At 47.8% G+C, this 14,272-nt stretch carries 9 protein-coding genes; 2 read left to right on the top strand and 7 right to left on the bottom strand.

From position 1 onward, the window contains the following. Nucleotides 1–160: 160 nt before the first annotated feature. From QUA13_RS04995 to QUA13_RS04970, 5 genes are all read right to left on the bottom strand, one after another. A complete protein-coding gene (locus tag QUA13_RS04995; protein WP_333197089.1) occupies nucleotides 161–1,831 on the bottom strand; it encodes a nitrate ABC transporter ATP-binding protein in 1,671 nt (556 codons plus the stop codon). A 104-nt stretch (nucleotides 1,832–1,935) separates the two neighbouring features. Next, nucleotides 1,936–3,960, bottom strand: a complete 2,025-nt coding sequence (locus QUA13_RS04990) for a nitrate ABC transporter ATP-binding protein (RefSeq protein ID WP_333197088.1) — start codon at nucleotides 3,958–3,960, stop codon at nucleotides 1,936–1,938. Between the two features lie 129 nt (nucleotides 3,961–4,089). Beyond that, nucleotides 4,090–4,959 carry a nitrate ABC transporter permease gene (gene ntrB / locus QUA13_RS04985; RefSeq protein ID WP_333197087.1) on the bottom strand — a complete coding sequence of 290 codons (870 nt, stop codon included), beginning with the start codon at nucleotides 4,957–4,959 and terminating at the stop codon, nucleotides 4,090–4,092. Nucleotides 4,960–5,108: 149 nt separating this feature from the next. Continuing rightward, a complete protein-coding gene (locus tag QUA13_RS04980) occupies nucleotides 5,109–6,425 on the bottom strand; it encodes a CmpA/NrtA family ABC transporter substrate-binding protein (protein ID WP_172190670.1) in 1,317 nt (438 codons plus the stop codon). 91 nt (nucleotides 6,426–6,516) lie between these two features. Beyond that, the gene (locus QUA13_RS04970; protein WP_445242680.1) at nucleotides 6,517–8,454 is read right to left on the bottom strand and encodes a ferredoxin--nitrite reductase; all 1,938 of its coding nucleotides are present in this window, start codon (nucleotides 8,452–8,454) and stop codon (nucleotides 6,517–6,519) included. Nucleotides 8,455–9,015: 561 nt separating this feature from the next. Here QUA13_RS04970 and QUA13_RS04965 point away from each other — a divergent pair. Then, entirely contained in the window at nucleotides 9,016–9,231 is a 216-nt protein-coding gene (locus QUA13_RS04965; RefSeq protein WP_172190671.1) for a hypothetical protein, read from the top strand. A 74-nt stretch (nucleotides 9,232–9,305) separates the two neighbouring features. On the opposite strand, the gene QUA13_RS04960 is transcribed toward QUA13_RS04965, so the two are convergent. After that, nucleotides 9,306–9,611: a hypothetical protein gene (locus QUA13_RS04960; RefSeq protein ID WP_333197084.1), complete on the bottom strand. Its 306-nt coding sequence runs from the start codon at nucleotides 9,609–9,611 to the stop codon at nucleotides 9,306–9,308. Nucleotides 9,612–10,200: 589 nt separating this feature from the next. On the opposite strand from QUA13_RS04960, the gene QUA13_RS04955 reads away from it, so the two are divergent. Next, nucleotides 10,201–11,103, top strand: coding sequence for a PEP-CTERM sorting domain-containing protein (locus tag QUA13_RS04955; RefSeq protein ID WP_333197081.1), 903 nt, complete (start codon nucleotides 10,201–10,203; stop codon nucleotides 11,101–11,103). Nucleotides 11,104–11,201: 98 nt separating this feature from the next. Here QUA13_RS04955 and QUA13_RS04950 read toward each other — a convergent pair whose 3' ends face one another. After that, nucleotides 11,202–13,856 carry a C39 family peptidase gene (locus QUA13_RS04950; RefSeq protein ID WP_333197079.1) on the bottom strand — a complete coding sequence of 885 codons (2,655 nt, stop codon included), beginning with the start codon at nucleotides 13,854–13,856 and terminating at the stop codon, nucleotides 11,202–11,204. Nucleotides 13,857–14,272 lie beyond the last annotated feature (416 nt).

The following is a 14,272-nucleotide window of genomic DNA, read 5'->3' as shown; positions in this document are numbered from 1 at the left end:
CTAGATTCCTCTCAAATAGAGGGACTCCTGACCTAAATCTTGTCACCCCAAGGATGGGGGGCTAGGAGGAATTTTTGCAGGGATCGAACAGCGCGCCGATACTACTTTTGACCTAGTTGTTGATAGCAATTAGAGATTTAGTGCAGGAGTATTATATTCCCTACTTCCCTGATTTAACTTCAAATACGCCACCGTTGGTGGGGCTAAAAGTTACTTGGAATTCAGCAGTTTTTTCAGCGCCTGCTGTGGCACCGGGAGGAGTTTGCAAAACCGGCAAAGGAGTTTCTTTGACGAAATCTTTAGCTGCTTTATTTGTCGGATCGAACTGTAGGATATCGCCGTTTTCTTTTACTTTGACCCGATAAGTCAAACTTTCGGTAAATGTCGGAGTTGTTCTCCAATTTTTGTCGATTTGTGCATACAACTGCTGTCCGATCGCATCGAGTTCGGCTTGGTCAGAAATCTCTGATGTGGCACTGGTTGCTGCATTGGGCGAGGCAGCCGTCGCGGCGGCAGCAGCGATGGGTGCAGGGCTAGCTGCAGCAGCGATGGGCGCAGGGCTGGCAGCAGCGATGGGTGCAGGACTGGCAGCAGCAGCGATGGGTGCAGGGCTAGCAGTTGGTGCGATCGAACTTGCTGCAATTTCCGGGCTGGGGGGAGAACTCACAACCGCCGCCGCAGTCGCCGCTGGAGGTGCAGTTTCTGTTAGTTTCGCTTGCTTTAGCTGGTTGGAAACACCAGACATATTGACGGCTGCTAAAGTAACCATTGCTACGAACCACGAGGCTGCCAGGATGCCGCGTTTGATCGGCGAAACTTCTGGGGGTTCGGCAGCAGCGTGAGACACAAAAGGTGCAGGTGCGATCGGCTTGTTAGCAGTCTCCGCAAACGCAGGCTTTTTGCTAGCAGGTAATGGCATCGGTAGCGCGGTGGCTTCTGTCTCCGAGTCCGTTGCTTCATCCTCTTCGTGGTGCGCGTAGCGAGAAAACAGGAACTCCAAAGCAAAGTTGCGAAGTTCGTAGTATTTCGGGTCTTCCATAATCCGCGCCCGGTTGCGGGGACGGCTGAACGGAATGTGCATATCTTCGCCGATGGAAGCAGCAGGCCCGTTGGTCATCATCACGATGCGATCGGCCAAAAACAAAGCTTCATCAATATCGTGAGTAATCATAATGACGGTAATTTTGTGCTGCCGCCAAATTTTCAGCAATTCTTCCTGCAACTCTTCCCGCGTAATTGGGTCTAGAGCGCCGAAAGGTTCGTCTAAAATCAAGAGTTTGGGTTGAGTTGCCAGAGCTCGGGCGATCGCCACCCGCTGTTTCATCCCCCCGGACAATTGGCCCGGTCTTTTGTTACAAGCTTCCGTCAGCCCCACTAATTCCAAGTGTTCCTTGACGATCGTATTGTGTTCCTCGGCGGACTTGTTCGGGTAGACATTTTCAACGCCGAGGTGAATGTTTTCCGTAGCAGTCAGCCACGGCAAAAGCGAGTAGTTTTGAAACACCACCATGCGATCGGGGCCTGGTTCAGTAATCTGCGAACCTTGCAGGGCAACTTCTCCGTTTGTCGGCCCGTTGAATCCCGCAATCATATTCAGCAAAGTTGATTTGCCACAGCCCGAGTGACCGATCAAACAAATAAATTCGCCTTCATTAATAGTCAGGTTTACACCGTCGAGAACGACGTAAGGGCCTTTAGGAGTTTCGTAGACTTTCGATACGTCTTTAATCGTAAGAAAGTCTGGCTTCTCCGTTTGAATTTTGGTTGTTTGGGGGCTTTTGAGAGTTTGCATATTTTCAGTATTGGGATTTTGGGTTGAGGAATTAGACATGACAACTTTGGATTGAGAATTTGAAATTAGGGAGTTAGGAAGCGGGAAATGTGGAGTCTTGTTTCCTGATTTCTTGCTCCTCATTCCCTGTTCCTATTTGCTGGTTATGCTGGCAGTTTGATGGAACACTGACTGCCTATTTGTTCAATTAAGATTTCTTCAATGCGGACGCCGCGCTTGATTTTGACATTGTGGAGATAGTCGATCGGGTCGTCTAGATTAAACACAGTGCCGTCAAATAGCTCGATCGTCCGGCGATCTCTGGAAATATCCGGCAAACCCAATTCGCGCACGGCTTGACCGAAAACATCGGGCCGCAAAACTCGATCGACCACTTCCACCCAGTTTTTCGGGAACGGAATCAGTCCCCAGCGAGCCATCTGCGCCATCACCCACACCATTTCTAGGCGGTCTGGACAATTGGTTTTGTCAACGTAGAACTGGTTGAAGTTGTAGAGCATTTCAGGTTCTGCCTCCGTACCGGAGTTGTACGGGTCGATGAACCCCGGACGGATGTCTTTCGGATCGGCACCGATGTATTGTCCTTGGCTAATCAACTCTAGGACTTCTTCGCGGTTGCGGCGGTCGTCGCAGTAGTCGCAGGCTTCCAGAAGCGCTTTGACGAGGGCGAGGTGAGTTTGAGGATATTTCTGAGCCCAATCTTCGGTAACACCGAGAACTTTTTCGATGTGTCCGGGCAGAATATCGAGGGAACGCGCCATGACAAAACCCGTACCGCTGTTGACTGCGTGGGAGTTCCAGGGGTCGCCCGAGCAGTAGCCGTCAATGTTGCCTGCTTTTAAATTCGATACCATCTGCGGAGGCGGAATCACGGTCAAGCCCACGTCGAGGTCGGGGTCGATGCCGCCGGCGGCCAGCCAGTAGCGGAACAGCAGGTTGTGCATGGAGGCGGAGTGTACCATGCCCAAGGTGTGAACTTTATCCGGAGTCTTGGCGATCGCAGCTTTGAAATCCTCTAACGTCCGAATGCCTTGTTTGTAAAGGTGTTTGCTGAAAATAATCGAATTGCCGTTGCGAGACAGGGTGAGGGCGCTGCAGACGGGCACAGGGGCTTCGCCGTCCAGCCCCAACAGCATGGCAATCGGCATTCCTGCAACCATTTGCGCCGCGTCCAGCCGTCCTTCGGCGACTCCTTGGGCGATCGTTTTCCAGCTAGGTTCGCGGCTGAGAGAAACTTCTTCTAAGCCGTGGGCTTGGAAGAATCCTTTTTCTTTGGCTACAACTAAGGGCGCGCAGTCGGTGAGGGGAATAAAGCCGATGTCGAGGTTGATTTTTTCCAGGCCGTTGCGGGCGATGACAGGCGGTTGCTGTTTGGCCCGGCGCTGTTTGACTCGCTTTTGCTGGTTGAGGAAGTAAACCATTTCGTTGCGCAGCGCGTAGTAACTCGGATGGTTGACCACTTCCATGCGCTTGCGGGGGCGGGGAATGTTCACTTCGAGGATTTGCCCGATTTGCGCTTCCGGGCCGTTGGTGAGCATTACAATGCGATCGCTGAGCAATAAAGCCTCATCCACGTCGTGAGTTACCATCACGCTGGTGACTTTGCTTTCTTCGCAAATTTTCATCAACTGTTCTTGCAAACCGCCGCGAGTTAAAGCATCGAGGGCGCCGAAGGGTTCGTCTAGCAGCAGCAGTTTCGGGCGAATCGCCAGAGCCCGGGCGATCGCAACTCTTTGTTTCATCCCCCCAGAAATTTCGCCCGGGCGTTTGTCGGCGGCGTGTCCGAGTCCGACCAATTTAATGTGGTGTTCGATCACCAACTCGCGATCTTCTTGAGAGTTACCGCTATAAATTTCATTTACTGCTAGGGCGATATTTTCGCGCACCGTCAGCCAAGGTAGCAGCGAGTAATTTTGAAACACCACCATTCTGTCCGGGCCTGGATCGCGGACTTCGCGCCCTTCTAAGATAATCCCGCCCTGACTTGCTTTGTCGAGGCCGGCGATGATATTTAGCAGCGTAGATTTGCCGCAGCCCGAGTGCCCAATTAAGGTGATGAATTCTCCCTTTTTTATTTTAAGTTCGATATTTTTAAGAGCGATGTATTGCTCTCCATTGGGCAAGTTAAATACACGGTCAACGTGGTCTACTTCAACAAATACTGACATGGCTATTTTAGGTTAGTTTGTAATTTGTAGATTAAGTCAATTTAGGGTACACTTGGACGCACCTTCCCTTGTTGGCTGTAGGGTGCGCACTGCGCACCTTACCTTGTTTGTGTCACTCTCAACCAAATCCTATTTCTGTTCTTCTGGAACAACTTTGGAAGCGATAAAACCAACAATTCTGTCTAAAATCAAACCGACAATTCCTACATAAAGCACTGCTAGAATCACGGCGCTGAGTCTAGAACTGTTGTAAGCGTCCCAGATGAAGAAGCCGATGCCGACGCCGCCGACTAACATTTCCGCAGCTACGATCGCCAGCCAAGACAAACCGATGCCAATTCTCAAGCCTGTGAAGATGTAAGGAACAGAAGAGGGAAGCAGGATTTTCCAGAAGTATTTTTGGTTGGGGAGGCGCAAGACGCGGGCGACGTTTCTGTAGTCTTGGGGTATTTGTTGAACGCCTACTGTCGTGTTAATTAAAATCGGCCAAATTGCTGTAATTAAGATTACGAATAATGCTGACACTTCGTTAGCTTTCACCCCCATGCTTTCAAAGGGATTGAACTGTTGAAATACAGCCAGGGCGATCGGCAGCCAAGCTAGGGGCGGGATAGTTCTGAATACTTGAAACAGCGGGTCTAAAGCATCGAACATTAGGGAGTTTGTACCGATCAGGATTCCTAAACTGATGCCGAAAACTGCTGCTAGAGTAAAGCCGATCGCCACCCGCTGCAAGCTAGCCAAAATTTGCCAGAACAAGCCTTTGTCTGTACCGCCATTGTCAAAGAAAGGATTGATAATCAAATTCCAGCTTTCTTGGACAGCTTTGATTGGGCCCGGCAAGGTGGACTCTGGACTGTGGCAGAGGATCTGCCAGATTATGAGCAGAACTGTAATTGCTACCAGCGGTCGGATGATTTTTCGGCGGTTTTTTTGAACATGATCCAGAACGAAATTTACTGGATTTTTGCTTTTAGTAACAGCGAGGTTTGTTGCCATTTTTGTTTGTGCAGTATTGTGAATAATCGATTATTTGTAGATACTTTGAAGCGATCGCCGTGTCTGGGGTGGGTTGAGTTAGGAAACCCAACTCAACTCAATTTAAAAATTGATCAACTCTCAACAGTCAACTGTCAACTGTTCGCTAATTATGCTTTCTTGATTGCCAGACCATTCAGATATTCTTGTGGTTTTTCTGGGTCAAACTTCACGCCGTCAAAGAAGGTTTCAACACCGCGAGAAGTCGTAGCAGGAATTTGGGCGGCGGGAACGCCAAGTGCTGTCGCTGCTGCTTTCCAAATATCTTCGCGGTTAACTTTATCAACCGTGGCTTTGATGTCGGTAGTTGCTGGCATATAACCCCAGCGAATATTTTCAGTGAGGAACCAAGCATCGTGACTCTTGTAGGGATAGGAAGCATTATCAGCCCAGAATTTCATAGCTACTGGGCTGGCAGCTTCAATGCGGCCGGTACCGTAGTCAATTTGACCTTTAGAGCGACTGATAATATCTGCTACTGGAACTTTTAACCACTTATCTTGAGAGATGATTTGGCACATCTCATCGTGATTTTCTGCCTTGTCGCACCACTGCTGGGCTTCCAGTACGGCCATTGTAATTGCTTTTGCAGCTTTGGGGTTTTTCTCAACCCAATCTCCTCTTAAAGCGAAAGCTTTTTCTGGGTGGTCTTTCCAAAGTTCTCCGGTTACTAAGGCGGTGTATCCTACCTTTTGAGTAACTAGCTGAGCATTCCAAGGTTCGCCTACGCAAAAGGCTTCCATGCTGCCAGATTTCATGTTCGCTACCATTTGGGGCGGCGGTATGGGAATCACGGAAACATCTGTATCTGGATTAATACCGCCGGCTGCTAGCCAGTAGCGCATCCACAAGTCGTGGGTGCCGCCGGGAAAAGTTATAGCAATTTTTTGATTTGCGAGGGCTTCTTTGAGAGGTTTGCTGTCAGTACCTACTTTTAAATCTAGGTATTTTTTGCTGAGGGAAATTGCCTGGCCGTTAGTATTTAACCGCGCCACAATGTTCATCGGCACAGGCTGGTTGCCTTTGGTAATTGTGCCTAATGTCAATTGGTAAGGCATGGGCGATAAAATGTGGGCTCCGTCAATGCCGCCTTTTTCGGAACCGAGTTCTAAGTTGTCGCGAGTAACTGGCCAAGATGCTTGTTTGGTAACTTGTACGTCTTTCATGCCGTACTTGGCAAATAGCCCTTTTTCTTGGGCGATGATTAAGGGTGCTGAGTCGGTGAGGGCGATGAATCCGAGTTTGGCTGCGGTAACTTCTGGGGCGTCGGCGGGGTTGATGTTGACTGCTGGGGCGGCGCTGGGTGTGGCGCTGCTGGAAGTTGCGCTAGATGTGGTGGAACCGGAACTGCAACCGTGGGCTAGTAGGGTGCCGGCTGCTGTTGCTCCGGCGGTGATGATGAATTTTCTTCTGGAAAGGTTGCTCATTTGTCTTGAATTGTGGTTGTACTTTGAGATGGTGAAAATGTGAGATGTGAGATTGATTCGCGACCTTCGCATCGCACCTCACATTGTGAGATTAGGCATCGATCGACACTTTGCCGATCGCCCGCGCGCTGCAAGCTAAAATGAACCCTGGTTCTAAGTCTCGGGCCGCGTCGGGTTGGCTGTCGTAGACTGTTTGTCCTTCTAGGAGTTGCTGCTTGCAAGTGCCGCAGCTTCCCGACCGGCAATTGCTGTCAAGTTCGACTCCGGCCCGTTCGGCAACATCGAGAATGAACTCATCTTCGCTGCAAGGAACTTCTTTGCCCGATCGAGCGAAAATGACAGTAGATGTCTGAGGTTTGGCTGCCGGGACTGCCGTTTCTTCCCTATCAACCGTCAGTTGCAGTTGCCGGTTGAGGGAAGCTACCTCATCTTCTTGAGATAAATTGGGAACGGCCCCGAAGTTATCGACTAAAAGTTGGTGCAGCACTGGTTTGAGGTCTTCGCAAGGGATGCTTTTTTGGACGCAAGTACCCAAATGAGCGTCTTTGCCCACTGTGCCTCCCATGTAAATGTCTACACCTTCGAGGGTTTTGCCGTTCTTGCGAACTTTTGTGCCCATCAAACCGATATCTGCTACTTGGGGTTGACCGCAGGAATTGGGGCAACCCGTCCAGTGAATTCTGACCGGTTTGGGAACTGACAGTTCGGCTTCGAGTTCTTCAATCATTGCCACGGCACGGCTTTTGGTTTCGATGAGGGCGAAGTTGCAAAACTTCGAGCCTGTGCAGGAAACCAATGCTCGCGTCAGGGGTGCGGGGTCGATGGAAAAACGCTGCAACAGCGGTTCTTTTACCAGCGATTCAATCCGCGAGTCGGGAACGTTGGGAACAATGACGTTTTCTTCGACAGTGAGCCTGAGTTCGCCGCTGCCGTAAACCTCGGCGATTCTGGCCAAATCGAACAAATCCGATGCCTGCAGCCGTCCGACGGGAACGTGCAGCCCTACATAGTTGAGCCCTGATTGTTTTTGGGGGTAGATGCCGATGTGGTCGCGTTTGTCCCAGGTGATTTCATCTTTGAGGGCGGCGGCGGGCAAAGTGCGACCTAATTCTTGTTCGACTGCTGCTCGGAATTGTTCGATTCCGAGTTCGTCAATCAGCCACATCAGTCGCGATTTTTGGCGGTTTGCTCTCGGGCCTCGATCGCGAAACACAGTTAATATGGCTTTGCACAAATCTACAACGTCGCCGGGACTTGCCCAGACGTTGAGAGGAATTGCAGCTTCGCAGCGTTTGGCGGAGAAGAAACCGCCGACTAAAACGTTAAAGCCGATGTTGCCGTCTTGGTAAGCGGGTACGAAGGCGATGTCGTTGATTTCTGCGTGAACTGAGTTGTCGCGGCAGCCTGCGATCGCAATATTAAACTTTCTCGGCAAATTTGAAAACGCGGGGTTGCCTTCGCCGCTGTTCGTAATCATGTCTTGGACTTGGTTCGCCAGTTCCCGCGTATCTATCAGTTCGTCCGCGTCCAAGCCCGCGACTGGGGAACCCGTGATGTTGCGCACGTTGTCCATGCCAGACTGAATGCTGGTCATGCCCGCTTCTTTGAGGCGGCGGAAGATGTCGGGCACGTCTTCGATGCGAATTCCGCGAAGTTGCAGGTTTTGTCTGGTGGTGATGTCGGCGCTGCCGTCGTCCCCGTAGCGCTGGACGATTTCTGCTAGCGTTCTGGTTTGATTGCTAGTAATGATGCCGTTGGGGAGACGCATCCGCATCATGAATTTGCCGGGAGTTACTGGCCGAAAGAAGATGCCGAGCCATTTGAGGCGGTGCTCGCGATCGATTTCGTCCATTGCTTCCCAGCCGATCTCGGCGAAGTGGTCGAGTTCGGCTGTTAATGCTAAGCCATCTTTTTCGGCTTTGAGTTTTTCAAACTTGTTCAGGCTGGCTTGGGCTTTGGGTTCTACTGTTTGGGTCATCGGTTTACCCTCGCTGCTGGCTTGTTGGGGAGAAGTATTGACTTGGAGCATAAAGTGTGTGTTTCCTGCTAACCTTAGTGAGTGTATTGATTTAAAACTGTATATTTAGTTACTAGATCTAATTTCTTTTAAGCATGGTTGGTCTTCTGTACATTTGAGCTTGACTGGGCGCTGGCTCGAACGTCGCAAAACTATTTATGGTTATAGTTGCTACCGATGGTTCGGTCGATCGCTGCGTTTCCATGCACCTTAGTTATGAGCTAATGTAAAGCGCACGACTGTAAACATTCGTAGCTATTTTTACAAAATATTGAGTTTTATGAATTTTTCGCATACCTCTGATGCGTTTTATACATGGGTAATGGGTAAAGACACCCACGCAGCGGAAAATCTCTTTAAATCTTTAGATTTGGGAGGGCAGAGGGCGAAATTGGAAGATATAAAATCATCTTGTGACTAAGATCGCAGACTTAAAACGGAGTTCGTCACACAATTAGAGAGGTCGCTGTCACACAATTTGCCTCAAAACATCACGTTCTCTGCTATGCCAGCGTCACTCTTAATTTTTAGAGAAGGAGAGATGATATAAGTATCGAATTCAGGGAACGTCTTATGTTTTTAGTTCAACTTATCCCCGGCGCTATTTCCGAAATGCTTGCCTCTGTTAGCGATACGGGTTGTTTGACTTTAGCCGATCGCTACGGTTTGATGGCCGCTGTTTTAGACGACTCTCTCGACGATGAATGCAGACTTTCGATCAACCGCCTGCTGCGTTCTGTTCTCAGGGGAAGAGTGAAGATAGTCAACGAACTCTCGGCGATATGTTAACAACATTTAAAAAATGGCAATGCCCAATAGTTGCGAGCAACTATTTGTGAAAATTTATTGATTTATGCAGCGCTTCAAGTGTTGAAAACACCGCCCGAGTTAGAAGGAACCCGCGATGGCTGCACCGGATGTATGGCAGAAAGCTTCTTGAGTGTTCTAAAAACGTGCGATCGCTCCTCGCCGTCTGAATTTTTTTGATTCTCCAATTCTCGCTTTGTGCAGCACTTGCAGAAAAAGTGCTGATTCACAGTTTGTCGAGCCGTGTAGAGCCGATTGGGTCGATCGCTTCTAGTAAAATTAGTAAAATTGTGGGCGATCGGCAGTTCTGGAGTTTGAGCAATGAATTCATCACAACAAACGTAATTATAATTATCAGACATCTCCAGAAAAGCCAGTCTTGAACAGACATCCTGCCTGTTCCACAATAATTATTGAAGAGGTCTATTGAACAGGGATGGAGATGGCAGGCAAGTTATGAAAAATTTTAATAAAACAATCGAAATATTAACAGAATTAGGTATTGGCATTTACAACCTCACGCCCCCAATTATCAAGATTCATTGGTAATCGATAAAAAATCAATTAAGTATATCGGCATGAAAAAATAATAATATCTTGTAGGGGCCGGTCAAGCCTAGATATGGACTAGCAGGCAGTTTATTGCTTCTCTCAACCGCCCAAACCCGGTAGTCGGTTTATTTGCACCTACAGGACTTATGCAGCTACACTATATACTGTGCCTGCGTCAGTCTTGTATTTAGCTAGTGGCATTAGTCCTGCGTCAGTCCTGTATTTAGCTAGTGGCATTGGTTGGTTGTTTGAACCAATCTCGTTGATATGATGCGATCGCCGGACAAAATCTTTACCGAAACTTTAATAAATTCGGCCGAAATATATGATTGACTGAAAATTAAAAACAGTCGATAGAACAGACAGGATGCTTTAACACTCATTCCCAGGGAGCATTTTATGAAATCCATTGCTAAAAACAGCATCCACTTGACTTACTCAGTGGGTGTTTTATGTGCAATTATCGTACTACAGCAACAAAAAGCTACAGCAGCAACGCTATCTAACGGCTGGAATTATGCGATCGATTCCTTCAGCGATGGCGTGACAGGGGCTCAAATCGGCGGTGGCGCATTTGAATTTTACGGCATCGCCATCAAAGAAACCTCAGATACAGCTTTCATCGCGATTAACTCCAATCTGAGTTTAGCAGGATATGCCGACCCATTAGCTCAAAGAGGCAACATCAACTACGGCGATTTATTCTTCAATTTTTCCGGTCAAAATTTCAATACAGCTAACGCAAACGGCAGCTTGTTTGGTATCCGCTTTGCAGGAGGAAATGACTCAAGCGTAGCCACCACAGGCATTTACAGTAACGTTACTGCTAAAAACGTCACCCAAACTAACTCTGGCTTTACCAATTTAAATCAATTCAATACGGTAGCTTCATCTCAAGGCGGAACCCCATCAATGGGCGATTTAGCTGCCACAGACCCCTATTTTGAACAAACAGGTAACTGGACGGTTCTCAACTCAATTGCTACGGGTACAAAAGTAGGAGAAATCAATGTTTTAACGCCAGCAACTTTGAGTACCCTCGGTCTTAATTTCGCTCAGTTTAATGCCGTAGGTTCTCAAACAATCGGATTCAGTTTCAATAAATCCTCAATGCCTTCGGGGAACTATATTGCTAACTTTTTTGCCGAGTGCGCTAACGATGCGATCGCCATTAAAGGCTCTTTTGAAAAAGGCTCTGCTGAACCAGTACCAGAACCTGCTACTATCTTCGGTACTTTAGCCGGATTTGGGATTCTAGGCATTGGTGCAGCGAAACGCAAAATTAAGCGCAAGATTGCCTGAGTTATGTAGGGTGCGCACGGAGTACCTTACGAATAGCTGTAATGCGCACCTTACGAATAGTCGTAGTGCTTCAAACTACTTGCAAACCGTAGAGTAGATTATCGAGAGATAAAATGCGCCCAAACATTCCCATCTGGCCCAGCAACTTGATTGACGTAGCTGTAGGGATACATCAACTTTCTCCCCTCAGTATCGCTGTAACCAGTGAGTGCATCTCCCCAAGGATCTTGCACGATATAACCCTGAGAATTGTAGCCAATTAAAGTGATAATGTGACCGGCCGCAGTAAAATCTCCCGCTAAAACTACCGGCCGCCGATTCAGCAATTCCGATCGCACATCGGCCCACGTGCGAGTCGTACTAAAACTTGTCTTAAACTCGTAAGCTTGAATCAGTGCCGAAAGTACGTTGTGATCGGTTTGAGAACCCTGACCGGCATAGTCGAAACACCACTGCAACAACTCATCCTCCAACTGTCCGCCCCACTCAGAACGAACGCCGTAGTAATAAAATACCATCGCGATCGCAGTTACGTTGCAAGTAGACCAATCAAAACGCGGATTGTCCCGCTGCGAAAAATACGGCACGTTCAATTCCACATTGTTCGGAACCGGATCGAAAATTTTATCTCCCCGCTTGAACTGAACAAAACTAGGAAAAACATAACCTGTATTACCCAAATTCGGCAGTTCTTCAGTCAGGGAAACTTTCAGGTGATTACCTTCCAAACCGTAGCTGTTCACGCCGTAAACTCGACCTAAAGGCAGCGTAGTTTTCTCGGTACTGCTCAGGCTAGCAGCATCTACCGGCCGTTTTTTAAAGACAGTTGCTTGCAGGATTGTCATCGTCAAAGCATCGGGGTCAAAGGGAACTTCTTTGCCGTCTTTTTTAATTTTAACGTCCTGCCAATAAATAAATCCGATATTGCCGAAACCGGGAATAGGTTCGGCGAGAGTTACTCGGAAATGCCCCAAAATGCAGGCATAACCAGTGATGGCATAGGTGCTGCCTAAAGTTATTTGAGCAACTTGATTTGCAGGCAGTTTAGATGAATCTTCTGGTTGACCTTTAATCTGAGTTGTTTGAATTACCAACAGTTGAGCGCTGACGTTGCTATTCGGTACGTCTGCCAGGTCAAATCTTAGGATTTGAGAACCTTTGGCAAGCTGAACGTCGGGTTCATAAAAATAGCCAAAAGTGCCGATCGGCGAAATTGCTGAATCCACAACCACCTTGAGATGCCCGTCAATAAATCCGTATTTGCTAACTGCCAAAGTCTGACCTGCTTTGACAAAAACTTTTTGCTGATTGTTGAGCCGGGAAGAATCAAGCGGAGCTACCTTAAACAAAGTGTCAGAAACTATTTTTAAGGTCAAACCTTGTCCGACAGTCAGCGGATCGGAACTTACGGTAATGTAAATTATTTGGCTGCCAGTAACGTTGCCTTTGCTGTCAGTTGCCCGCAACCTGAGCCACCGAGCTCCAGCTACGCTAAATCCTTTAGACAAATTAACTTGCCAAGTGCTGGCTTGTTGGTTTAGCGTGACGCTTAGGGGCAATGTATCCTCAGCTATCACCTCAATTTTTGCTGCTTGTTGCCGATCAAAAGTACCCCGAAGGACGATCGGCTGATTTACCAAAACTTCTGACGGCCCTTGATAACTTAAATTCACAGCGGGATTGAAAGATTTGCCACCGCGGCTGAATTGCACAAAATCGGGATAAATGAAACCCGTATTGCCAAATTGCGGCAAATTCTCGGTCAGCGAAACTTTAATGTGGCTTTGTTCGATCGAGAATCCGGCAATTCCGTAAATCATTCCCGCCGGCAAAGTAAATTTTTCTTGGGGTGGCAGGTTAGCCGCATTTACAGGCTGCTTTTTGATCGCAGTAGTTTTGATGACAGTCATGGTAACTGCATTTCTATCATACTCAATACCCCTCCCGTCTCGCAAAATTTGGACGTGCTGCCAGTACACAAATCCCGAAGTTCCTAAGTTAGGAACTGCCCGAGCAAAAGCGACTCGAAAATGGTTTTCCACGCAAGCGTAGCCGAGAAGATTAAAAGTTTCTCCCGCGTTAAATTGTAATTTCTGAGTTGCTCCTAAAGTTGCAGAATCTGCGGGGGTTAACTTTAACCATGTCTTTTTGATCACCCACAGTAACTGCATTCCAGGCGGCGGGACTGGCAACTCGGCGCGATCGAATATGAGAATTTTTGCGCCTTTGGTGATGAGTACGTGTTTTTCGTATAAAAAGCCGGACTTTCCCACCGGAGAAATTGCATTATTTAGTTGAATGTTCAGGTGTCCGTCTTCTAACTCGTAGTCGCTAATTTGATAAATTTTCCCGGCTGGTATGTCCGCTTTTTGCTGCGGGTTGAGATTGCTCGCGGGCAGTGTTCCGGCTTTGAATACGGTATCTCTGAGAGTAATTAACGTGAAGAATTGAGCGGGTGACTGAGAAGCAGGATTAACTTTGATGTTAATTGTTTGTTGGCCGATAACTTTGCCTGTCTTATCTGTTGCCCTCACCTGCAGTGTGCGAGTTCCTGCGCTATCGAATCCTTTTTCTAAACTGATGTTCCAAATGCCTCTAGAGAGATTTATCCCCACATTCAGCGCATTTGAGCCTTCTGCTGCTGAAATCGCTGCCACTAGATTTTTGTCAAAACTGCCAACTAAGACAGCGGCTTTATTGGCCTCAATTTCTCGCGGGCCTAAGTAACTCAAAATAATGTTGTTGGTTGTCATTATATATCCCTCTACCTACTTAGTTATTCAGCTAAAGCAAGGATAACTTCTGATTTTATCAAACACAATGACCCGAACCAGGAAAAAACCGCCCCTAGATTAAGCCTACGGGCGGTTAATGCCTTTTACAGCATAAGTTTTTAATTATTGGGGCGAGTTGCGCCACAAATCTAACTTTAGGCGCACACTAAGCACATTAACCGAATAAATGGGTGGTTGAGCGGATTTGTGGTGCAAGTTTTGAGGGAAGGAATTTAGTTCGAGTAGTTTGCTTCCCCCTGTACCCTTGACCCCTCACTTGCTGAGTCAATCGATTTTAGATTTTAGATTTTAGATTTTACAACAGTTCGGACATATTTTGGGAGAGTCAGGCTCTGAGAGAGCCGTATTCTAGGAGTTTTCGGTAGTTTGGATTT

Origin of the sequence: Microcoleus sp. S28C3, from assembly GCF_036700785.1 — a bacterium.
Lineage (GTDB): Bacteria > Cyanobacteriota > Cyanobacteriia > Cyanobacteriales > Microcoleaceae > Microcoleus > Microcoleus asticus.
This window is presented reverse-complemented; position numbering and strand designations above follow the sequence as displayed.